Genomic DNA, 23,631 nt, shown 5'->3' on the forward strand with positions numbered 1-23,631 from the left:
GCGCAGCGGCCGCGGCTCCGGCCACGGCGCGGGCAGCTGCGCGTAGCCCGCGCCGGCGAGCAGCGGCCTGCGGCGGCAGCCGAGCCGGCGCGCGAGGCCGTTCAGGCTCGCGAAGGCGACAACGGTGCCGCCGCGCGAGGCGTACAGCCAGAGCAGATCGAGCGCCGCCGCCGTCTCCTCCATCGCCGCCACCACGACGACGTCGTACTCCGCTTCCAGCATATGATGAACCGAATGGAGCCACTCGAAGGAGACCCCTGCTTGCGCCAGCATCTCGCCGATGTACCGTTCGAAAGCGTTGAAGCCGTATTTCCACTTGGCTTCGGCCGCCCGCCTCTCGAAGAGAACGCCGATGCGAGCCATGTTCATGATGATCGTCTCCTTACCTTCCGCTTGTTGAATCCGATTCTGAGTCCTGTATTATCGGCTTTTCACGCCATATTCCAGCTCATACCAAGCCGTCGCTTCTTGAATCGCTTCTCGACCGCCTCGTCTCAACCAGTCCGCGACGAATTTGTCGAAGGCGGTATCGATCGATTCGCGGCCCAGCACCACTTTGGCGAACATGTCCATGAACAGGGAGTTTTCCGAGAAGGCCAGCTCCGGATTGATCCGAATCGCCGACGGGGTCGGCATATACAGGCTTTCGGTATCGATTGTATTCGTTCGCGCCATCCGGATGGCGTCTTCCACTTTGACCGCGTTTTTGCTCATATGCACGAGCAGAGGCGAGAGCCGATTGTCACCCGTCGGGTTGATCATCACCTGGAAGAACGTCGCCGCTTCCTTCTCCTTGTTTACCCGTGCAAGAGGATCGTACGTGATGCGGCCGCCAGTCTCCATATAATTGTGGCCCTTGATGCCATAGGCAAAAAAGCGGTTTTTCTCCGTATCGTCGCTATGCAGCCAGTCGAAGAACCGAATGATCTCCTCCGGCTGCTTCGCCTTCGAGAAAATGACGTAAGCCGCGTTCACACCCGTCTGCTCCGGCACCAAATAAGCATTGCCCTTCAGGTCGCGCGGTCCCGCCAGTGCCGTGATGTCCCAGTTCAGCTCCGTCTGGGTGGTCGAATCGAAAATGTTCATCAACGCTTGCACTTGATGCTGCCACATCCCGGCTTTCCCGGTGCGGATCAGTTGATCCCAATCGCTCGCCTTAAGCGTGAACATGTTCCGGTTGACGTAACCCTTGTCATACAGCAACTTGTAGAACAAGATCGCGTCCTTCATCTCCGGCAGGATCAAGTTCGGCTGGAACAAGCCGTCGCGGTACTTCCAGACCGTCGGATAAGCGTCGAAGTAACCGAAGAACGAGGTGGAATATTGGAAGTTGCCCCGGACGACGTATGGTATCTCATCCAGCTGACCATTTCCATCCAAATCATGCGTTTTGATCGCCTCAAAATAATTCAAATAATCCTGAAGCGACTGCGGCAGCCCCATATTCAGCTTTTTCAACCAATCGTTCCTGACAAAATCGACCGTCGTGTTTGGAAGCGCCGCCATTTTGGGCAAGCCGTAAATGCGGCCGTCCTTCGAAATCTTGGGATCCTTCCAGCTGTACTCGGGAATGTCCCGCTTCAGATTCGGTCCATACTGATTGATCAACTCCGTCAAATCAAGAAAGATCCCGTCCTCGGCCGCAGTCGGATGCGCGGAATTGCCGATCGCATCGGTCCACATGATGTCGGGAAATTCACCTGAAGCGAAACGAACGGTCAACTGCTTGAAATAATCATCATGCCGCAATATTTCAAAGTTGATTTTGTAAGGCGCCCCGCGATGATTGCTGTACAGCTTGGAAAGCTCCTTCATATACATGTCGTCGGGTTTAGCGTTTTTGGCGTATTCGTTGGCTCCGTCCTGCATCAGAATTGTCAGCTCGAACGGTTTCACACCGAAGGAGACATCGGCATCCGGACTCGGCGCAGCTCCGAAGCAACCGGTCAACCCCGCCATTCCAGCCAAAAGAAAGACACACTTAGCCAATTTTGCAGCCTTGGCAGACTTAGACCCGGAACGCAGCGACGCCTTCTTCCGAAGACAAGCAAGCCAAGCCCGGACTTCTCGCCTCGGACTCCGCTTCTCAGGAACGTCTCGGTTCCCCGCTCCGACAGTATCGGTCATGTCCAGTCTACTCCTCTCAATGACGGCTCACTATGGTTTTTCTTTCAACAATATGGGCAATTCCGACTTTGGCTTGCACGTTGTCCGGCGTTCAGACAATCCCTAAATTCGCCCGGAACTCCGATGGGGAGAAATCGAACGTCTTTTTGAACACTTTGGCAAAATGGGCATAATCGCTGAAGCCGGTCGAATAAGCAACCTCATATACTTTGTAGGTCGGGTTGTGCAGCATTTCCACCGCTTTTTGCATCCTCAGCTTCGTGATGTATTGCGTGCAGCTGACCCCCATTTCTTGGCGGAAGCATTTGCTGAAATAGGTCGTGGACATGCCTACGAAATCGGAAATTTCGGTCAGCGAGAGCGATTCGCGGTGGTAGGCGCCTTCAATGAACTCAATGGCGCTTCGAATTAGCCGGTGCGAGCCCCAATTGCGCATTTCGCGAATGTCGCTCAGGATGTGCTGCAGCAGCAAGTCGATTTCCTCGAACGGGACGAGCGATTGGGCGATGCGCTGGAAAGGCTTGTAGTTCATCAGCTGCAGCTTGCCGTCGCTCAGTTGCTCGAGCTCCGCATGGACCAGCGTAAACGCTTGCATGATCAGATCGGTCATCACCGGAGCCGGATAATCGGCGCTCTCCAGCGATCCCCGGATCGCGCTCATTTCCGTCTCGATGTGCTCCTCCTGCAAATACCAGATGGCGTCGGCCAGCTTTTGCAACGTTTTCTTGCGGTCGGACAGCCAGCGATTTTTGCCGTTCAGCTGCCTGGCGCGATCACCCAGTCGCTCGATGACTTTACCCAATGTTCCGACCACTTCCTCGGGATCGACCGGCTTGAGCAAATAATCGGATACCCCGTTCTGCATCGCCTGCCGCAGCAAGCCGTAATCGTTGTAGCCGGAAATGATAATAATCTCCGTCTGCATGCCCCGGCTGCGAATTTCCTGCGACAGCTGAATGCCGTCCATCTCGGGCATCCTTACATCGGAAATGACGAGATCCGGCTGATGCTGCTCCCACCCTTTCAGCGCTTCGCGCCCGTCGTCCGCCAGGAAAACGATCTGAAGCTGAGGAAACTCCATTTCAATGATTTTGCTCAAGCTTCTTTTAATGGGGGCTTCGTCGTCTGCAATAAGAACCTTTAACAAAATGCATCACCTCAATGGAAATAGTAGTTCCATATCCGTACCGCCGCTGTCCGATTTGGCCACCCGCAGTCCGTAATCCTCGCCAAAGCTAAGCCTTAACCTCGTATGCACGTTCCACAAGCCGATATGGCTTCCCGATTGCGCGGCCGGCTCTTTGTCCGGATCTGCCGCGACAGCCGCTTCCCCGGTGAACCAGGTGTTCATTTTCACCATCGTCTCCTCGTCCATTCCATGGCCCCGGTCCGATACCGTCACGATGTAACAGCCGCCTACCACTCTGCCGAACAACCCGATGTACTCCGCTTTGATCCCGGCTTTGTCGTAGCCGTGCTTGAAGCTGTTCTCCACCACCGGCTGCAGCGCAAGCCGTACCGACACCGCTTGGGCCAAAGCTTCTTCATCCAAGTCGATCTGAATGGTCAAATGGTGGAACCGTTCCTTCTGAATCATCAGGTACGTGTTCAAATGCTCCATCTCTTCGGCCAGCGACACGACGCCCATCAGATCGTTCATGTTGTAACGGAACATTTTGGCGATGGAGACGATCATTTTGCTGACCGGCTTGACCCCCGCTTCGATGGCGTACGAATTGACGACTTCCAGCGTATTGTACAGAAAATGCGGGTTGATCTGCGATTGCATAAGGAGAAGTCTGGATTCAATCTGCTTGATCTCCATATCCTTTTCCCGCATCTCGGACAAATGCACGACCTCGATCAGCCGCCGAATCTCGCTCACCATGCTGTTGTAGCTTCGGTACAAGCTGGCAATCTCCAGCGTTTGATGCTCTTCGGGAGCTCGCGCCTCGAGATCGCCGATCTCCGCCTTCTTCATCAAACGCTGCAGCAGTTGAACCGAACGCGTCAGCGGCAGGAGGAGCACGCCCATCACTGTCAGCGCCAAGGCGGCCAGCACGAGGATAATGAGCATGGAAAACGTGTTCAGCGCGGTCATATCGCCCGTCAGCTCGGTCAGCGGCACCTGGTTCACCACTTGCCAGCGCGCGGAGTCCAACGTGTTGCTCAGGAACAGCTTCTTCCCTTCGGGTGAAGGGGAGATCCAGCTGTCGCTGTGCGGCTGCAGCGGAATGTCCGGGAACGCCTGCGCCATGTTGCGGCCCAGCATCTCTTCGTTCGGGTAGTAGACAATATTGCCGTCGCTGTCGAACACCCACAGCTCGCCGGACCCGCCAAGCGCCATGTTCTTGATCTGCTCGGCAATGGTCTGGTAGGTCAGGTCGATGATCAGCAGCCCTTCGGACTTGAAGTTCGTGCTGTTGATCAAGTTGCGCGTAATCGTCAGCACCGGCACGTTGTTGATCCAGCGGATGCCGATGATGGTGAAGTTCGCGTTCGCGATCTTGCGTTCGGCGTAGTTCCTGTAGGCGGCCAGCGCACTTTCGTCCGAGTAGCTGCTTACAACAAGCCCTTTGTTGGACACGATCGAGACGTTGTAGATGTCGGTCCGGTTCGACAGGATATAGACGAAGATTTCGTTCGAGATGCGCTGCATGAAAGCGTATTCGTCAAAGTCGTCGGTAGGCGACAGCTGCAAGAAGCTTTTCACGAGCGGCGAGGTCAATATGGACGAGGTCGTGATTTCCAGCTGATTGAAATACGAGTCCAGATGGTCATTGGTCAAAGTAGCGATTTGTCGTCCCTGGTCGACGGCCTTTTCTTCCACGAGCGAGGTCACCTCCGTGTACCAGTACACGCAGAGGACGAGGAACGGCACGAAGAACAAGCCGACGATAATCAGCAGCATTCTTTTATAAACAGGAAGCGCCTTTAGTTTGAACCCCCTCCGTTCCCGGGCAGGGTTGAAACTAAAAGCGGAAAAATGACGCCGTCTGGGAGTATTCGATTCATCCATATCCATACACCGCGCTTTATTCTAGGCTGCAAGGAAAAGGCGGCAACCGCTGCATTTCGCACACTCTGAGACGTTGCCGTCCTCGATATGGCTGCAGCGCAACGGCGGCCTTCTCCTATTGCATTCGATCTTTTTCGTCAAAATTCCTGCTTCGTGCATGTTGGCATTCTTTAGGTGCTCTGAGCGGCGGCGATCAGCGACTCCAACTCCTCGCGCGCTTCCCGGATCAAGCCGTCTATCTGCTCCGGAGTCGGCTGTTCGCCTGGAACCGGACCGTCGAGCCGCTCCACAACGACAGGGCCTTCGAAGCCGCCTCGGATTAGCTGACCCAGCATCGACGGGAAGTTCACATCTCCGCGCCCCGGGATTGGAAATCGGTTCTCGGCTCGCTCCCCCTGATGGTCTTTGGCTATAAACGAAGTGATTTGACTAACGGGAAGCAGCTCCATATCTTTCGCCGGGTCGATTCCTTCGTAGAAGTGTACGTTGCCCGGATCATAGCAGACTCTCACGTACGGCGATCCGATCGCTGCGATCGTCTCAGCTATGATCGCAGCCGTCGCCGTATTGCCCGTGTGCGGCTTCAAGGTAACGACGATATTGTATTGCTCGGCGAGCTTGGCCACTTCCCGGTATTTCTCGATGAAGGCGGCGTTCAGCTGCTGCAACTCATCAGCAGGCAAAGGCTCATGCGGGAAGGCACGGTACCCCCAGACGCCTAGGCAGAGCAGCTCCGGAATACCGAGCGCCTTGGCCGTCTCGAACCGTTTCTGAGCTCGTTCGATCGGCTGACCCGGCGCCAGCTGGTTCGTGCTGACCAGCATGACCGGCTCTACGCCGTAGCGGTCGAACAGCCGACGCAGCGTGTGGACGGCCTCCGGATCTTGCTCGTCAGGCGCTTCCGCTCCGGCATGGGGCAATCCGAAGGCGATGTAGCGGTAGCCGGCCTCGCTGATGCCTTGAAGCGCGCGCTCGAGCGGGTACTTCATGTAGGGCAAGGTCATGCAGGCGAGCTTGATTTTGGCTGTGGTTGAGTCGGTCATACGAGCGCTCCTCCGGTCTCCACGAACACCTCGCGGCGTTCTTTGAGGGATTTGTACGCCGCTTCGGAAACGGCGATGACGTTCAATCCGTCTTGCAGGGAGATCAACGGCTGCCTGTCGTAGCGGATGCAGTCGATGAAATGCTGATTCAGCTGCACCCACATGTCATTTTCGCTGTACGTGATGCGCTGCTCCGGCTCGTTGCCGGATTTGACGCGAATTTCGCCGTTATTGTTCATAACGGTCAAATTTTCCGTCGCTACTCCGGTCATGTCGTACTCGACGCGTGTGATCCAAGGCGTGCTGACTTGGCCGATGCCGCCGTTCTTGAAACGCAGCGAGACGGTGAATGCGTCCGCTACGCTGCCCGGAGGCAGCAAGTACGTGCCGCCGTAGCAGAACACGCTCTCGACTTCGCCGCACATCCACATGAGCAGGTCGTAATCGTGGGAGCCATGGGAGAATACCGGACCTTTGGCGTTCTGGTCGTCGAAGTACCAGCTTGGCGTGTCGTAGTAATGGTCGCGGTATTTGTCATACACCCGCGCGTTCGGATCGAGGAAATGCGTCCGCATCGACCAGCCTTGCAGCGGCTTGCCTGCGCCTTCCTGAGCGACGATTTCCTTCATCTTGCGGAAACGCGGATCGAAGCGCAGCGGATAGCCGACCATCGCCTTCAGCTCCGGACGGCGGTCGCCTGCCGCTACGATCTCCGCTCCGTCGCTGACGGAAGTGGCTAGCGCTTTTTCCAGAAACAGGTGTTTGCCGGAGTCGAGCACCGCCTTGGAGATGTCCACGTGCAGATGATCCGGTGTAGCTACCCATACAGCGTCCAGGTCTTGCTGCAGCAGCTCTTCGTACGTGTCGTAAACGGTCGCGCCGACTTCCTTCGCCAACGCCTCCGCTTTGCCTCTCGTCCGATTGTGCACGGCGGTTACTTGAACGCCAGGCAGCGTATGAAGCGTTCTTGCATGAAGGGAGCCCATCAGGCCGCAGCCGACAATCCCGACTTTGATCGTATCCATAGGTTGTTTACTCCTTTGTATGAATGTTCGTTCGATTTGGGTTTGGCTATACGTTGGCCGGTGTAACAGGTCTGCCTGCATTTTCCGCGGCTTCGTACATGCCCCAGATGGCGTGCAGCGACTTCATCGCCTCGATTGCGTCGGTTTCCGGCACCGTGCCGTTCTGAATGCTCTCGAGGAAATGCTCGCATTCGTAGAACGCGTTCGTGCCTTCTTCCTTCGTCAGCGCCGGGATCGGGCCGAACACGGTATTGCGGCCGTCCGCGTTAAGGACGTCGATTTTGTTCATGTTGCCTTCGATCAGGATGAGCCCCTCCGTCGTGTGAATCTGCATAAACGAAGGCATCTGCTTGTACTTCATCCCCCAGCTTGTCTCCAGGTGAGCGACCACGCCATTCTCGAACTTGATCAAACCGTGGGACGTGCCCTCGCCTTCCATCCATTCGGTGCCTTCGCGGGTTCCGAGCGAAGTGACTGCGGTCGGGTTGCCGAACAGCCAGAGCAGCAAGTCGACGTAATGGCAGCCGTGGCTGAACATAACCCCGCCGCCCAGCTGCGACTTCCGGGAAAACCAGGTGTTCGGCATCGGGTTCAAGAACGCTTGAATCCAGATATTCGCGCTGAACGGCTTGCCGTATTGGTTGCTGTCGATGATCTCCTTCAGCTTGATGATGGTCGGCAGGAACCGGACGATGTACGCCATCATGAACGTGACGCCCTTCTCCTTGGCGGCTTCGATCGTCGCCATACAATCCTCGAGCGTATTTGCGAGCGGCTTCTCGAGCAGGACGTGTTTGCCGGCTGCAATCGCTTGCAGCGATTGCGGAGCGTGCAGATGATGCGGCGTGCAGATGCTGACCGCGTCGATGTCGTCGATAATTTGCGTCCAGTCGGATGTATAGCTGCAGCCGAGGTCGGCCGCCACTTTGGCCGCTTTCTCCTGATCCAGGTCGACGACCCAGCGCAGGTCGGAGCGCTCGGATTTGGCATAGGCATAGGCGTGTTGAAGTCCCATATTCAGTCCCACTACTGCGGTGCGTACTTTCGGTTGGCTCATGATCGGTTCCTCCTGAGGATGGAAATGGATGTTATATAAGGACTAACGGCTGATGGCTAATGGTCTGACAGCTATCGGCTATGAAGGGAGTGAAGCAACTCTACGACGTGCTCTACGATGCGGTCTCCCGTATCGATCGCCATCTTGCTGTTGTTCGATGTCCGCGGCTCGTAGCCGCCTTGGCCGTACGCCTCCTGCGTGCAAATATAGCCGCGCGTCGAGCCGTTGCACAGCTCGTTGACCAGCGTGAACGGGAAGGGGGAATTCGCCTTGATGCCTAACCCGAACTCGACGAACAGCTCCGCAGGCACCCCCACGATCGCCAGCCCGCCCAGCCGGATCGATTGGATTTCGATCTCCGTCATTCCCGGACCTTCCGCTTGCAGCTTGCGAATTTGGCGGGCAAACGCGAGCTCTACATCTCCTGCGGCCGCCTCGTTGCCGAGCGCTTCATCCGCCTGCCGAACTTCCTGCTCGGTCGGCGAGCGATGCGGAGCGCCAAAGAACGTGCGGTTCACGTCCAGCTCCAGCTCGCCGCTGGCGTCTACGATCTTTTCCCTCACCTTCAGCGTTTCCGCGGCCAGCACGGTGCCGATGCGAATGTGGTGATTCGGTCCTTTGAATTTGCCGCTGATGTCGATGTGATTGATGTTGCCGCTCGTCCCCATCATGAACATGTGGATCGTCTTGTCGCCGAGCGCTTTTTTGATCAGCGCGCTCATGACGCCCGGGAAGTCGGCGCTGTATTCGGAGCCGCCTACGGCATCGGTATGGCAGGCGTAGTTGGTCAGCACGCCGATCGGGCTGCCGTCCGCCGCATCGATACGGACCACGAGCAGCTCGGGATCGATCGGCCCTGCCGCGCGGTCGGTCAGCGGGTTGTTCACCCCCGGATTCGTCCGGAACGTGCCGTCTTTCATAAAATAGCGCCGATTGAAGGCGATATCCGCCTCATGGCCGCGTCCGAAGCCGATTCGCGCCTCCACTCGCCCTTTGTGGGCCAGTACGGCGGCATCCGCCGCTTTTTTCGCGAACCATTCCATGTAGGACTCGTCGATTTGGCTGTTGAACCCTTCCTTGACCGGCGGACCGGTATGGGTATGCGTAGCGGAAACCATGATGTGGCTGTCCGGGATGTCCGTCAATTGCTGCACCCGCTCCCGAATCCTCTCGACATCCCGCCTTGCGAGATCAATCGTGTCCGTTACGATGAAGGCTACCGTGCGCTCCTCCGTCTCTACAACCAGTGCTTTGGCATAGAGCGGATCTCGAACGCCGGAAGATCTGCGGTCCTTGAAATACCCCGGTATGGAGCTGCCTAACGGCGGTGTTATGTCTACTTCGGCCATGCCGCAGCGTAGCATATCGCAACTCTCCTCCTGTACGACGGCGCAATGCCGGTTTGACCTCATGTTAAGGGAAACACGCCAGGTTGGTCTTTGCACAATCGGTCTGACTTTTTGCACAAAACACATCATTTTATATAGCTGAAAAGGGTTTCTTTTGCACGCAAATTCGTTTAAACTATCACTAACTCGAACGCCTGCTGGGGGGATCGAATCGGATGGTAAAGTTCGACAGGCTGCCGCTGCATGAAGATCTGGTCGTCAAAAAGCTGGTCACCTTTCACTACACGGAACTGACCAAAGATTTCGTATACCCGGGCGAGAAGCATAATTTCTGGGAATTTTTGTATATGGACAAAGGGGAAGCCGAGATCGTGATCGGCGCCCGCAAGCATCACGTGAAGCAAGGAGAGCTCGTGTTCTACTCGCCCAACGAATTTCACAGCATGCGCGCGAATCGTCGTGTGGCCCCGAACGTTCTCATCCTCAGCTTTGAATGCAAGTCCGAGGCGATGAGCTATTTTCGCGTCACGAAGCAGTTCAGGCTGGGCGACGTTGAGCAGAAATTGCTGACGAGCATTTTGCGCGAGGGCTATGACGCATTCGATGTGGGCAAACCTCACCGGGTGCCGATTCGGAATAAGTCGCCGCGCGTGTTCGGGGCGGAGCAGCTGATCAAGCTGAATCTCGAGATGATGCTCATTCTGCTGATCCGCAAGATGATGAACTTCGAGGAGCAGCGCGCGGAGGATTCGCTATCGTCTGGCAACAAGCTGAAGACGGATGCGGAGATTAGCACCGCCTTGTTAGCGCTGTTGAAGGAAACGGTGCGGGATCCGGTGAAGCTGGATGACTTGAGCCGCCGACTCAATGTGGGCAAGACGCGGCTGAAGACGGTGTTCAAGCGCGAAACGGGGTTTAGCATCGTGGAATATCGCAACAAGCTCAAGATCGAACAGGCCAAAGCCTATATTCGCGAGGAAAATATGAACTACACCCAGATCGCGGAAGCGCTCGGGTACAGCAGCGTGCATTATTTTTCGCGGCATTTCAAGCAAGTGACCGATATGTCGCCGTCGCAATATGATAAAAGCTTGCGGGCCCGGGTGCTGGACAAGACGCCGCCCCCTGCCGCTACCATTCCTACAGGGAGTTGACCCTAATGACCCACGTACAGCCGGTTATCCGCACAATCAACGAATGCACATACGACGAAGCCGTGGCCTTGTGGAACGGAGGCTTCTCGAACTATTATTCCGATATGTCGCGGGATGTGGATCAGCTCTCCCATTATTTCGGGACGAAGCGGATTTCGCCGAAGCTGTCCGTCGGAATGTTCATAGACGGCCAGCCTGTCGGCTTCGTGCTGATCGCGACCAAGCAGGTCGGGGATGAGCTGCTGGCCTGGAACGGCGGGACCGGCGTCTGCCCGGAGTTCCGCGGCACCGGTCTTGCGCGTCCGCTCATGCAAGCGGCCGTCGACCAGATGCGCGACGCCGGCGTTACGAGATGTTATCTCGAGGTTGTCTCGAAAAACGTGAAGGCGATCGCCGCGTATGAAGGCGCCGGCTTCCAGGTCGTCGACAGCCTGATCGGGATGAAGCGCGATGGCGCTTTGGGGCAGGCGGCGTTTGGGGGTGGTGGTGCTGATATTGCGGAGGTAGCGGGTGTAGTACCGGCTGGTGAGACCGGTGGTGTTGAGGTTTCTGGTGGTACGGTTGGTGCGGAGGCGGCGGGAGTAGTACCGGCTGGTGAGACCGGTGGTGTTGAGGTTTTTGGTGGTACGGGTGGTTCTGAGGCGGCAGAAGTAGTAGCGGCTGATGGAACCGGTGGTGCGGAGGCTTCTGGCGGCACGGGTGGTTCTGAGGCGGCGGATGTAGTATCCGCTGGTGAGACCGGTCGTGCGGAGGTTTTTGGTGGCGAGGAGGCTTCTGGCGGTACGGGTGATACGGAGGCGGCGGGAGTAGTAGCGGCTGATGGAACCGGTGGTGCGGAGGCGTACCGAGTGCAAGTCGGCAAGCCGTCGGAAGTGATCGGGCTGCCGTTTTTCCCGGTCCATTCACCTTGGTCAGGCCAGTGGTTCCAACTGCTATCGCTAGGCGGCGACGCACTCACGGTGACGGACACCGTCACCGGCGAAATCGTCGGATATGCGCTGTACCACAAGCACTACAACCACCGCGGCGAGCTGATCTCCATCGTGCTGCATCATTGCGAGGCGGCGGCGGAGCGCCACGATGCCGATGCGATCGTGCGGACGGCGCTCGCGCATGCGTTCGGGCCGCACGAGCTGGCCGTGTCGCGACAGACCGACAACCTGCGGGCGACGAACCCGCTCGTCCTCGCCCAGTTGGAAGCAGCAGGCTTCGAACTCGTATACGAGCAGAAGCTGATGGTGCTGGAGTTTTAGAGGAGGAAGACACACCTCTTCACTTTCCGCTCGCTTTCCCGTCAGCTCCCCTCGCACATGCTGAGTACCAAAGTATCCAGTCTGAGAACCAAATTTCGCTCTATCAGCTTATTAACCCCTTTCCGAGTACCAAAGTAAACAAAACGCGAACCTAGCTTCGCGTTTTGTTTACTTTAGTACTCAGCAGCCCTTCTAAGAGTAACCTTTACGAAATTTACTTCCTTATCTGGATACTTTGCTACTCAGTCACTCTAATTCCCCATCATAACCATACAGAATCCAACTCCATCACTTGCCATCCAACCCAACTTCCATTATTATGTAATTAAATCAGTTTGCGCGGAGTGAAGAACACCCCGACGGTGCAGTCAACTCGACTGTTCCACGGGGTGTTCTCTATTTCTTCGCCTTTTATGAAGGGGAGATCGACATGGCAACCACACATCCCAATTTGTTGCTGTTCATTCACAGCTTCGAACAGGAAGCCGTCCGGAACAAAAGCTATCGCAAAAAGCTCGGTGAAATCGAAATGCTCTTCTTGCAACAAGTGTGGTCACCCGGATTCGAATATGACTTTGCAGGCTTGCGGGTCGAATACCCGCTCAAGGATGCTAAGGGCGGCCAAAGATTCATCGACTTCGTCTATTTGCGAAACGGAGTTCGCATTGTAATCGAAATCGATGGCTTCACTACGCACGCTCGCGATATTTCACCTGCTGAATTTGAAGACCACCTTGAGCGTCAGAACGATCTAGCGTTATCAGGCTGGCTAATATTGCGATTCGCATCTACTCAGGTTCAGAAAAATCCGCTTGGTTGTCTAAGACAAATCAAACAAGCAATCGGACACTGGTGGTCACTCACTCACGGCTCGATGAATGTGAAGGAAATAGATCTCTGGGAGCTCCGCAAACAGCAAGCGATTTATCTTGCCCAGCGTAACGGCGGATGGATAACTCCCGTGCAGCTTGCAACCGAATTCACCATCTCAAGGCGTTCCTCTCTTCTATGGCTACATCGGTTTGCGGGACAAGGCACCTTTCAACCAGTAGTGACATCTCATCGTGTCAATAAATATCGGCTGGCCGACTATTTGTGCAACTAATCCTCACGTCCTAGCTCCACTCGCTCAAAATGCTCCACCGTCGGGAACGGGTCATAGAAGTGATGCAGCAGCTGTTTCCACCGTAGGTACTCCGTGGATTGTCGGAAGCCGATCGTGTGATCCTCCAGCGTTTCCCATTCGACCAGCAGCAAGTATCGCCCCTGTACCTCCAAGCAGCGCTGCAGTTCATGGCGGATGTAGCCGCCCATGGAGGCGATGATCGAAGAGGCTTCCCGGAAGGCGGATTCGAAAGCTTTTTCCTGGCGTGGCTTAACTTGCAAATAAGCTGCTTCCAAAATCATAACAGTCCCTCCGTTTCTCGTAGACCCATAGTATCGGTCCGACCTGATCTTGTCAAACCGCTTAACAAGGAGCCCCATCACGGTTTATGATAGATTTGAGGTGAGACGCATGGCGCCGACTAGCGCGAATTCCAGCACTCAGCAACAGCAACAGCAGCAGCAGCACCAGTCGCATCCGCTTGAGCAAGTCACGTTCCGCATGAACAACGCCTTTGGCAAAAGCATTTGCCAGCCCGGCTGGTACTGGGATCAGCAAACGCCATTTACCGATTATGACATTTTCTATGTGCTGTCCGGATCAGGCACCATGCAGCTCGGAGAAGAGAAATTCCAGCTTCAGCGCAAAAGCTGCCTTATCATGCGACCTGGCGATTTGCCAAAAGCGACGCAGCATCCGAACGACCGGCTGACCGTGCTCTTCATGCATTTTCGGATCGAGGGCCCTCCCAGCTGGGAGAATTCCTCTTTGCCGTTTCCACGGTTTACTGTAGTCGAGAACGCCTTTCAGACCGAAACGATTTTGTATCAGCTGCTGGAGGTGAACGAATTTCCTTTGCTGCTGAGCGAGCTGGAGTTCGACTGCCTGATGAAGCGGTTCATCATTACATTGATTCGGCAGCAGCCGGACAACCGCGATCGGGCTTTTACATCCAAGCAGCTGCTGACGATCCGGCAAATCAAGACTTATATCCGCGAGCGCGGAGGGATCGGGATCGATTGGAACGAGTTGGCGGGTTCTGTCGGGATGTCGACGCAATACGTAAGTCGTTTGTTCAAGTCGTCTACTGGCAGCACCCTTAAGCAATATGTCGCCAAAACGAAAATGGAGCACGCGCAAGAAATGCTCGCCCAAACTGGGATGAGTTTGACGGAAATCGCCGAGTATTTGGGCTACAGCGACTTGTTCGCTTTCAGTAAAAGCTTCAAGCTCGCCTACGGACTCGCGCCTTCGGATTATGCAGCTCACATTCGTCAACCGATCGGCCTTCCGACCGCCCCTCGCCCCAAACCGCCCGCAGACTCCTAACAATTATTATTTATATACGTTTCATAACATCCCCGCGCATGCTATTCCATTCCGATTGACAGTGCTACCTGTTAGGATGAAAGCAAGGAGGATGTTGCTATGAAACCTGCAGAAAACCAGTTGGAAATTAAGGAAAAGCTTTACCGCTTCGATAAAATCGCGAGTCACCGGGTTGCTACTCCCGATGATGTGACGGACGAAGTCATCAAGCAATACAAGGAATTGGGCTACCTTGCCATCGAGAACGTCCTCACACCCGAGGAGGTTCAAGCGGCTATTCAGGACATTGACGATGCGATTCAAGGACGGATCCAGGGGCCCAAGCTGCAATGGATGAAAGACGCCAAACCCGTCACCGCGGAAGACCGCGAAATGGCCGTTCGGAAGCTCAGTCAATTCATCGATTATTGTCCGGCAACGTATGCGGTCGCCTACCATACCAAGATTCAATCGATTCTCAAACGTATTTTCGAGGACGAGGTGAAGTTTTGCGCCGATCAGGCGATTTTGAAGCCCCCTTCCAATGACGCCGGCATCGAGAAGCCTTGGCATCAGGATATGGCGTATCCGAACTTCAGCTTCACCAAAATGGTCGCCGGCGTCTGGGTCGCTTTGGACGAAGCGGGGCTCGACAACGGCTGTATGCACATCATCCCGAAATCGCATCGGGAAGGCGCCGTCCCTCACTACTCCATCCGCGACTGGCAGCTGTGCGACGCATCCGTGAACGTCGAGCGCGACGAAACCGTGCCGCTGAAGCCGGGCGGGCTGCTCATCTTCTCCGGGCTGCTCCATCATGGGACCCCGCCGAATTTGTCCGCCAAACGCCGCCGTGCCTTGCAGTTCCATTACGCCCCAGAGTCTGCCGTCAAGATGACGCCGGATCAGTTCAAGGCCGTTTTCACAAGTGAAATGACACAGGCCGAGTGCTGATTGGTTGCCTATTTGCTAGGAATCGTGCAGTCCCTTTCGGATTCGAGCGGTTGGAGTCCGGGCGGTGGCTGCTTTTTTTTGTGCAAAATAATGGGATTGAAAACATCCTCGCTTTCATTTACACTAATACATAGATATACGATGCATATGATTCCGATACATAATGCAAGGAGGAGAATACTCTGACAGTCAACAAAGAGCTGATGAAAGGCAGCACGGTTATCCTAATCCTGAGCCTACTCGACCGCAAACCGATGTACGGCTACGAGATCGCCAAAGAAATCGAGCGGCTGTCGGGCGGACTGTTTTCGCTGAAGGAGGGAACGCTGTATCCGATTTTGCATGGGTTGGAGTCGGACGGCGATGTGGACCCTTATTGGGACGAAGCGGATGGCCGAAAGCGCAAATATTATGCGATCACGGAACGTGGACGGCGCAAGCTGGGTGAAAAGAAGCGGGAGTGGCAGCTGTTCCGCACTTCTGTCGATCGGGTTCTTGGGGAGAGTGGCGTATGACGAAGCAGCATACAAGGGAGCGTCATCCTGTTGTGGAGTCCTTTTTGTATGAGGTCACTTCATACATCCGCGCGAGGGAATGGCATCGAGACATTCGAGACGAGCTGTCCGACCATCTGGAAGACTCTGCCGACGAAGCCCAGAGCAACGACTCGAGTTTGTCCCGGGATGAAGCTTATCGTTTGGCGGTGGCCCAAATGGGAGCTGCGAGCGAAGTCGGAAAACGATTCGATCGTATCCATCGGCCGCGCACGGACTGGGTACTATTGGGTCTGTTAGGTTTGTTGCTAGGCGCTTCGTTTCTGCTTATGTACTCCATGGATCGCACCTTGATGATCCGCTCTTCGGTTTATCCGTTTGATTTGTTTGAGAAAAAGCTGGTTTACTCAGGAGTGGGACTTCTCCTGCTGCTGGCCATTCGGCTGTTCGATTACCGGAAGCTGCTGGCTTATTCGAATTGGATCTATGGCTTCACACTTGTCATGATGCTTATCACTTTGTCAACCGGGCGTTATGTGAATGGTAGCCGACACGACATAAACTTGTTCGGCATCCAGGTGGATGTGCTTAACATCAGTCCTTATGCACTCATAGTATCACTTTGCGGGGTACTCATTTTACGAGCTTCCGATACAACTTGGTGGAAAATGTGGCTGATCTACGTAATTCCCCCTCTTGTGTTTTATGCGATTGAACCGTACCGACCGATGTTGCTTTTTTACTTTCTGGCGGCTTTAGTACTTTTCCTAGTTACATATAAAAGTTGGGTGCTCAGAATTGGAGTTCCGCTGCTTCATCTAGGCGCCCTGGTAGTTTTTGCTATGAATCATCACTATTGGGATATGAGAATAAAAAGCTTCTTTGACCCTGGTTCCGACCCGAATGGAATAGGTTATATGGCGATTCAAACTTTGAAAACGTTACGTGAGGCAGGCTGGTTCGGCCAGGGAATCGGGCAGTCCAATATGACCGTCCCTAATCTGTACTCCGACATGATGTTTACTTACATCGTGTTTACGTTCGGCTGGGCGGGTGGAGTGGCACTAGTGTGGGTTGTGGCGGCTTTTCTGCTGCGCATTGTGCAGGCGTCTAGCCGAGTACTGGACCCGTATGGCAAGCAGTTGATTATCGGACTGAGTGTTCTGCTAGGCATGCAATTCATTTGGTCCATCGGGATGGCGGTCGGCCTTTTGCCTATAATCTCCGTCCAGCTCCCGCTCGTTGCGAACGGCGGCTCTAGCCAGCTCACCTGCCTCGCTCTGCTCGGTCTGATCATGAGCATTTATCGCCGAAAAGACATGATCCGCTCGCACAGGCAGCAGTCCATGCATCCTGCCAGAAAATAAACGATATCGGATCACCTTATGTGCCAGCACATCAACGCCAAAAGCCGCCTCCCCCGTAACGGGAAGCGGCTTTGACTTGAGCAACGACTAGCGGAACGGCACGGCCGAGTCCGAAACCGGACGCGCGCCGATCCGGATCAGCACGCCGGCCGCCTCCTGGCCGCCGACGGCCAAGCGCTGGCGCTGTCCGCGAGCCGGGAAGGTGCTGCCGCTCAAGCCCTTCGACAAGCTGTACAAATGCTTGAAGTTGGGGAACGTCGCCTGATTGAGCATATACGCGGAACGGCGCGCCCAGAAGCGGCGCAGTCGGTTCAGGTCGCGGATGATGATTTCCGCCGGCTGAACGCCGATACCATGGCCGAAGTAAGCGTTGTCGCCGACTTTGACTACATTTTCACCGGCCCACTCCGGCTTGTTGCGATCGAAATCAGGGTTGTTGAAGTACAAAATGTCGCCCGGGTACATCTCGGTAGTGGTGCGAATGGTGGTCAGCCCCAGATCGGGATCGGAGTTCGTTGTGATCAGATTCAAGTTGTCGAAGTACCGGTCGAACATGTCGTCCCCAATTACATCCACGACCGCCTTGTACAGGATGATGATGACCGCAGCCGCACATTCGAATACATACAACCCGCCATTGTAAAAAATATCCCGAATCGCTTGGGACGGCCTTACGCCCGGATTCAGCAGAAACCCTCCGACCGGCGTTCGGCTCCAGTACATCCAGTTCGCCCTAGACTTTCGCAGCGTGTCGAAGCGAGCCCCGCTCCGGCCTAGATCGACAGCCGCCTGCACCGTCGCCGCCCTCAGCTTGAGCTCGAACAGCAGCTCCTCTACGTTGTCATAGTTGTATAGCTGCGGCGAAAGCTGCTTTTGCTGCAAAATTTGACGCTCGAGCATGGACAGCTGCGAAACGTCGATGGGAGCTTCCGCTCCAGCAATCTGTATCATGTAGGAATCCTCCAGGTGATATAGTCCTTCTGCCCCTTCTCCTGCATGGTGCTGTTGTAGTGTATGACAGAAGCCCGGGTTCGGCTACTAGCCGCTGGAGGAAGCCCGCGAGCTACGCTTGAAACGCCTCATATCGCAACGGAATGTAAAAGGTCGATCCCACACTGATTTCGTAGTCAAAGCTTTCCTCGGAGAGCTCCTCTTCCCGATTGCTGCGGATTAGAGTGACATCTCCGATGTCCAGCCGGTATACCCCGCTAGCCAAACAAGTGCCCCCCATAATCGTAAAAACGGCATTTCGGGACGCTGCGGCCTCCACATAAAGGGTAGCTCCTTGCAACGACTCCAGCTCCACGTTCCCTCCAGTATGGAAACTTATATCGATGTAGTTCGAACCGCTCAAATTTCTCGTAAAATCAACAATCTCGCCTGTAAATCTACCCGTCCCTTCGCCTTCACTAAAAGAAGAAAGACCGATCGGACCGATCCGAGGACCGTCCATCACATATCGATAGCTTCTTCCATCGCTCCATCGCGAGTAAACCCCGAAGAAACCTGAGAACTCAATACAACCGTCCACAAGATAACCAACCGCTTCCTCACCGCGACCGCCACCTTCGCCGGCCCAAATGATCCAATCCGTCCGTCGCCCATCGGCAAAAGTTACTTTTATAGCCTGTGCTTCGGTCTCACCTACAACGGCCCCGTCAAGCATTACGCCAACCTTATCAATCGAAGCAATCAAACGCTCCGCTTTGTACGGCTCCACCACCGAGGTGAACAAGCTGTCCAGCTGTCCCGCCGCAGCCGCAGCGTCCGCCGCCGTCCGCCGCCCGACCATATAGCGAAGGGTCGCCGGATTCCCACCCTTATTGCGAGGCGGCACTCCGTCCGCAAGCACCACTTCATCCATCGAAGTCAACATCGTCAATCGCAGATGAATCCCCGTCTCCGCACCAATCCCGCCACCCAACACGTTCCAAGTGTCCTTGATGCTCCAATCGATGCTAAAGCCCGGCGCAGGCTGCACGGCCCGCTCCACCCGCTTCAGCCAATGGAACCCGCCGCCGCTATAAGCGGAGCCCGTGACACTGTCTTCTTCGGGCCGTTCCCCGAACTGCACATCCTCACCGGCATAAGTCCCGCTCTGCTGCGGCGTCAACCGAAGTCCATCCACTTCAGCCTCCCCTTCCGCGGCATGAAAGCTGAAGTGATGCTCCGTCCCCCCTTGCACGCGGAAGAAATCAACCGCATAGAATCCGGCTTCACCGCCTTGGCCGCCACCACCCTCTCTGCCGCCCACTCCATCGTCTCCAACTCCGCCATCCACACGAATCAAAGCCGTCGTCCGCCTATACTGCTCCAGCTGAGGATACACGTCAGGCGCCTCGACATCGATCAGTTGCACGAACCGCCCGCTCCCGCCATCGAAATGTTTGGGCCGTCCGACCCATTGCAGCTGCTGCTTCTCGCGATCCACCACTACCGTGTTATGACTGATCGTATTGTTGCACCATTCCGCCCGGTGGCGGTCCAGATGATTCGCCTGCTCCGGATACCCGAGATCCGGCATCAAATCCAGCCCGTACGCATGCAAGCCGATATTCAGCGTATCGCGATGACCGTGTCCACCGTTAAATCCATAGTACAACCAGACATCACCCTGCTTTTCCGGTGGAGCACCTGCCTCCGACACCCCCGTTCGCAGTGCCGCAAACCCGTAGCCGCTCAGATGAACACTATCTTGCCGGTATGTCCCATGCTCCTCGATGACACGCTTGATGTCACCTGCTATTCGTTCCGGTTCGTCGGTAAAAATATCGGCATGAACCCCGTCCGCGCGATTCCCGTTCAGCCAATACGCCAGCTGCGCGAAAATGGGATCCCCGTATTTGCGAAAAGCCAGGACGCACTCGTCCATACTTAACAGCGTTCCGGGATTGCCGGTTTTGCCGGTATCGCCGATTTGCACGGTGTATCGTTCGATCATCGTCAGCGGATACACCCCCTGGAACAGCTTGCGAAACTTCGGATGAAGATACAGATCCGCTCCCGCATACCCTTCATACCCGTCCAACACATCGGCCACTTGTCGCAGCGTGTTCAGCCAGAGGCGGTTGTAGCCCGGCGCGGCTTCATTCCCATGCCCGTCCCGATCGACCTCGTTCAAGAGCATATTTCGCACATTGCCGCCGGTAATCCTTTGTTCCTCGGGAATGTAGCGCCCCGCTTGGAAAACGTAATCCAGCCATTGCGAAGTTTCCGGCTCGCTGTCGAGCACCACGGCCGCCAAGGCAAGCGCGCTCTGATGGAAGCCGTTGTTCCCGCGTATTTTAGCCGTCTTGAACCCTTCGAACACTTCTCTTAAAATCCCGTTCTCGATATGTTGTGCAATGGCATCGCTGCTGGACTTGTCGCTCAATCGGTGTCGTTCCGCCCGCGCGCTCAAGTAACGAACCAGCTCCGGATCGCCGATCGCCGGGAAAAAAGCGTCATAACAGCCGACCAGCGTCTTCGCCGTGCTCGTCTCCCAGATGCAGCCGACCGTTTTGCCCTGGCCCCCTCCGCCATGCGAATTGTAGTATAGTTTCGGATCAAGCAAGCTTACATCCATTTTCGGGTACAGATCGGCAATTCGATCCAACAGCACAAGCCCGGCCCGTGCATAGCTTCCTTCCCCCGTGTACAAATAAGCGTCGCGCAACGCGTCGAGACTTCGCAGAATCAACCCTTCCGCGCCAAACCAAAGAAACCAATGCGTATAATAAGCAATAAACGTATACAACCGTCCCGTCTCCGGGTCCAGCCAACCAAAGCCGTCGTCCACGCCCCAGTCCGCCCCGCGCTCCGGATAAAGCGTGTTGACCAATAAGCTTCGGTCCGCCAGCAGAGGTTCGAATTCCCCTTGCTCGTTAAGACCGCTTCTGTAGTAGGCGCCGAAATCATTGGCAGGAAACTGCATGCCGGTTGTCGGATCCGTCAGCTTCCATGGCGCATGGAGAGGATCGGCCTTCCAAGGGTAGTTGCTGATTTTGTTCAGCGGATTGTCCCCTGGCGCTTCCGAAGATAACGGACTCAAATTGCCTAGAATCTGATTCGTCTGATAGCTGCGCGGCAGCGCCTGAGACGGCGCCAGCTCCCACACATAGTCGAGCCCCCGCTCCACAAGCCGATCGGCAAGAGCTACCGCTTGATGCTTCATAGCTGCAGCCCACTCGTACCGGTTCACATTCGTTCGTGCTGCTTGTACTTTGGCCTCCGTGAAAAAGGTGCTTTTCCGCTTCACTCTGCTCATCCCCTGCACTCCTTGTTTGTTCGGCATAGGCGATTTCTCCTCCTCCGCATCGCAACAACTGGGTTACCAACTCCTCTCCATTATGCCTACAGCGGTCCACTCATGTCCACACAAAAAAAAGAACCTGTATCATTCAGGCATCTTACTCTCCTGAGATACAGGTTCCTTTCTAATCATAGTCTACAGGCCAATTACAAGCTTAATCGATGAAGTCCGCTTTCTTCAGGAAGCGTTCCAGCATCGCAGCGCATTGAGCGCGTGTAGCGTTCAGCTTCGTGCCGAGCGTCGTATCGGTCATCCCGTTGACGAGTCCGGCTTCGATAGCGATTGCCACTTCCTTATGACCCCATACGATTTGATTCGCATCGCTCCATGCCGACAGCAGTTGCGCTTGCTTCGCTGCGTCGACGGTTACTTCTACGCCTGCATATTTCATGGCGCGAACGACCATCGCGGCGAGCTCTTCGCGAGTGATCTGATTGTTAGGACGGAAGGTACCGTCTTCATAACCTTCTACCAGCTTCGCTTTCACCGCTGCGTCGACCACACCGGCGTACCATTCGCCAGCTTCTACATCCTTGAAGCTATCGTCGCCGGCCGTTGTAGCCAGGCCGAGGGAACGTACGAGCAACGCTGCAAACTCAGCGCGCGTAATGTTGCGGTCCGGCTCGAACAATGTATCGGTTACGCCGTCAATGATCAGCTTGCCGGCCAGCAGCTCGACATATTGCTGCGACCAGTGCGAGTTGACGTCGATGAACGATTTTTCCAGTTCGATCACCGTATAGATGCTGTTGGAGTTGCGCTTGATTGTAGCGATCGTCTTGCCGTCCTTCGTCTCGAACGTGCTAGGGACGAAGCTCAGCAGCCCGGACGTCTTGTCATATACGACACCGGTAATGGTGGTCGAAGGCGTACCGGTCAGCGTCAGCTGACGGGAGACGTAAGTGTCGCCGAACGAATCGATCTCCACTTTCTTGCCGTCCTTGCCTTCTGCCGTGAGCGTGAATTCTACGGCATCCGCCATCGACTCGCCGCCCAGATCTTCAATCGCGTCTGCAATAGCGGTTGCCGTAGCGCCCGTCACTTCAGCGATCGAGACGTTGATCTTCAGATCATTGACTTCGACGCCCAGCTCTTTGGCCAGGTCGTCCAGCTTCAGCACCGACAAAGGTAAAATATATGTACCGTGCTCTGCAACAATCACGATCGTAGCGCCTTCTTTGGAAAGGGCGTCGATCAGAGCCGATGCCGGGATTTGCACTGTATCGCCTTGAACCTTCAAGGTGACGGTGGTGTAATCGGCCAACGATTTCTTCAATTTGTCGCTGTCTACGGTTCCGTTAGTCACATCGATCGTATCATTGCCGGTAACCGGCGGGATAATAACGCCTCCCCCTCCACAGTTCGTGCATGGCGGCGGGGTTTGTTTGTACACCGCATCGGTTACGCCCTCTTCCGTGCCGTTGACAAGTGCGCTCAGCGTAATCGGATTGTATGTAGCGTCCGTAACGGAGAAGGAGAAATTGTAATAGTAGTAGCCATCCGCATAAGTGCTGTAGGTGGCGGTGTTGACGGAATTCGAGGAATACAAATTCCCATTCGAATATACATTCAAGTAAACGCTGTCCGTCACACGATCGGAGTCGAAATACACTTGGCCGGTTACCGTACCGTCCGAATTGTACGTCACATCCTTGAACCAAGCTGCCGCGAAGGCAAGAACCGGAACGAGCATCGAAACGATCATAAGCGCCGCCAGCAGTCCGGAAGTCTTTCGAAGCATAGTTTTGTTAAGCAAGCTTGCTCCACTCCTTCCTCTCTCTAATTTTGGAATACTTGTCACTTCTCTAGCATCCGGCTTGTCCATCTTGTTCTATCTCACCTCCTTTCAAATAGAATAGACTTAAGCCAGGAAAGCATAAGAATACATTTATAATGCTTCGTTATGGATCTTGACAGATTGGGGGTCGCTTGGGAATTTTTGTGATACATGTTGTATTACCCGGAATCATTTGGATTGAAACTGGGTATGCTAAATAACTTTATGATTTATTTTGATATATAAATGTAAGATAAACCGTCCTGGCGGTTGGTCCTCTGGCGAAGGTGTTTAGTTAGAGCGTGGGA

At 55.2% G+C, this 23,631-nt stretch carries 18 protein-coding genes and 1 pseudogene; 7 read left to right on the top strand and 12 right to left on the bottom strand.

Going from position 1 to position 23,631, the window contains the following annotated elements; translation table 11 throughout:
* From PKO02S_RS25875 to PKO02S_RS25910, 8 genes and pseudogenes are all read right to left on the bottom strand, one after another.
* Positions 1–369 (bottom strand): annotated as a pseudogene (locus PKO02S_RS25875) (hypothetical protein); the annotation flags it as partial.
* A gap of 51 nt (positions 370–420) precedes the next feature.
* A complete protein-coding gene (locus PKO02S_RS25880; protein ID WP_246067440.1) occupies positions 421–1,959 on the bottom strand; it encodes an extracellular solute-binding protein in 1,539 nt (512 codons plus the stop codon).
* 259 nt (positions 1,960–2,218) lie between these two features.
* A complete protein-coding gene (locus PKO02S_RS25885) occupies positions 2,219–3,274 on the bottom strand; it encodes a response regulator (RefSeq protein ID WP_127587677.1) in 1,056 nt (351 codons plus the stop codon).
* A gap of 6 nt (positions 3,275–3,280) precedes the next feature.
* The gene (locus PKO02S_RS25890; protein WP_164821691.1) at positions 3,281–5,038 is read right to left on the bottom strand and encodes a sensor histidine kinase; all 1,758 of its coding nucleotides are present in this window, start codon (positions 5,036–5,038) and stop codon (positions 3,281–3,283) included.
* A 278-nt stretch (positions 5,039–5,316) separates the two neighbouring features.
* Positions 5,317–6,189, bottom strand: coding sequence for a sugar phosphate isomerase/epimerase family protein (locus PKO02S_RS25895; protein WP_127587679.1), 873 nt, complete (start codon positions 6,187–6,189; stop codon positions 5,317–5,319).
* Positions 6,186–7,214, bottom strand: coding sequence for a Gfo/Idh/MocA family protein (locus tag PKO02S_RS25900; protein WP_164821692.1), 1,029 nt, complete (start codon positions 7,212–7,214; stop codon positions 6,186–6,188). Before PKO02S_RS25900 ends, PKO02S_RS25895 begins: the two co-directional genes overlap by 4 nt.
* Before the next feature lie 46 nt (positions 7,215–7,260).
* Positions 7,261–8,271 (bottom strand): Gfo/Idh/MocA family protein, encoded by a 1,011-nt coding sequence (locus PKO02S_RS25905; protein ID WP_127587683.1) that lies wholly within the window; start codon positions 8,269–8,271, stop codon positions 7,261–7,263.
* Positions 8,272–8,342: 71 nt separating this feature from the next.
* Positions 8,343–9,635 (bottom strand): neutral/alkaline non-lysosomal ceramidase N-terminal domain-containing protein, encoded by a 1,293-nt coding sequence (locus tag PKO02S_RS25910; RefSeq protein ID WP_164821693.1) that lies wholly within the window; start codon positions 9,633–9,635, stop codon positions 8,343–8,345.
* A gap of 200 nt (positions 9,636–9,835) precedes the next feature.
* On the opposite strand from PKO02S_RS25910, the gene PKO02S_RS25915 reads away from it, so the two are divergent.
* From PKO02S_RS25915 to PKO02S_RS25925, 3 genes are all read left to right on the top strand, one after another.
* Entirely contained in the window at positions 9,836–10,774 is a 939-nt protein-coding gene (locus PKO02S_RS25915; RefSeq protein WP_127587687.1) for an AraC family transcriptional regulator, read from the top strand.
* Between the two features lie 5 nt (positions 10,775–10,779).
* Positions 10,780–12,027: a GNAT family N-acetyltransferase gene (locus PKO02S_RS25920; RefSeq protein WP_127587689.1), complete on the top strand. Its 1,248-nt coding sequence runs from the start codon at positions 10,780–10,782 to the stop codon at positions 12,025–12,027.
* 430 nt (positions 12,028–12,457) lie between these two features.
* Positions 12,458–13,132, top strand: coding sequence for an endonuclease domain-containing protein (locus tag PKO02S_RS25925; RefSeq protein WP_127587691.1), 675 nt, complete (start codon positions 12,458–12,460; stop codon positions 13,130–13,132).
* Here the strand turns inward: PKO02S_RS25925 and PKO02S_RS25930 are convergent.
* A complete protein-coding gene (locus PKO02S_RS25930) occupies positions 13,129–13,434 on the bottom strand; it encodes an antibiotic biosynthesis monooxygenase family protein (RefSeq protein WP_127587693.1) in 306 nt (101 codons plus the stop codon). The two genes, PKO02S_RS25925 and PKO02S_RS25930, sit on opposite strands and share 4 nt — an antisense overlap.
* A gap of 109 nt (positions 13,435–13,543) precedes the next feature.
* On the opposite strand from PKO02S_RS25930, the gene PKO02S_RS25935 reads away from it, so the two are divergent.
* The 4 genes from PKO02S_RS25935 (at position 13,544) to PKO02S_RS25950 (ending at position 17,255) form a co-directional block, all read left to right on the top strand.
* Positions 13,544–14,461, top strand: a complete 918-nt coding sequence (locus tag PKO02S_RS25935; protein WP_127587695.1) for a helix-turn-helix domain-containing protein — start codon at positions 13,544–13,546, stop codon at positions 14,459–14,461.
* A 99-nt stretch (positions 14,462–14,560) separates the two neighbouring features.
* A complete protein-coding gene (locus PKO02S_RS25940; protein ID WP_127587697.1) occupies positions 14,561–15,394 on the top strand; it encodes a phytanoyl-CoA dioxygenase family protein in 834 nt (277 codons plus the stop codon).
* 182 nt (positions 15,395–15,576) lie between these two features.
* On the top strand, positions 15,577–15,909 hold the full coding sequence (locus PKO02S_RS25945; RefSeq protein ID WP_127587699.1) for a PadR family transcriptional regulator: 333 nt from the start codon (positions 15,577–15,579) through the stop codon (positions 15,907–15,909).
* Positions 15,906–17,255: an FtsW/RodA/SpoVE family cell cycle protein gene (locus PKO02S_RS25950; protein WP_127587701.1), complete on the top strand. Its 1,350-nt coding sequence runs from the start codon at positions 15,906–15,908 to the stop codon at positions 17,253–17,255. The genes PKO02S_RS25945 and PKO02S_RS25950 overlap by 4 nt, the downstream gene beginning before the upstream one ends.
* Before the next feature lie 87 nt (positions 17,256–17,342).
* Here PKO02S_RS25950 and tgl read toward each other — a convergent pair whose 3' ends face one another.
* From tgl to PKO02S_RS25965, 3 genes are all read right to left on the bottom strand, one after another.
* The gene (gene tgl / locus PKO02S_RS25955; RefSeq protein WP_174819957.1) at positions 17,343–18,206 is read right to left on the bottom strand and encodes a spore coat transglutaminase TGL; all 864 of its coding nucleotides are present in this window, start codon (positions 18,204–18,206) and stop codon (positions 17,343–17,345) included.
* A 112-nt stretch (positions 18,207–18,318) separates the two neighbouring features.
* Complete coding sequence (locus PKO02S_RS25960) at positions 18,319–21,528, bottom strand: heparinase II/III domain-containing protein (protein WP_127587703.1); 3,210 nt, start codon at positions 21,526–21,528, stop codon at positions 18,319–18,321.
* A 172-nt stretch (positions 21,529–21,700) separates the two neighbouring features.
* Positions 21,701–23,302, bottom strand: coding sequence for an S-layer homology domain-containing protein (locus PKO02S_RS25965; protein ID WP_246067430.1), 1,602 nt, complete (start codon positions 23,300–23,302; stop codon positions 21,701–21,703).
* Positions 23,303–23,631 lie beyond the last annotated feature (329 nt).

It is taken from the genome of Paenibacillus koleovorans NBRC 103111, from assembly GCF_004000845.1.
Classification (GTDB): Bacteria; Bacillota; Bacilli; order Paenibacillales; family NBRC-103111; genus Paenibacillus_AA; species Paenibacillus_AA koleovorans.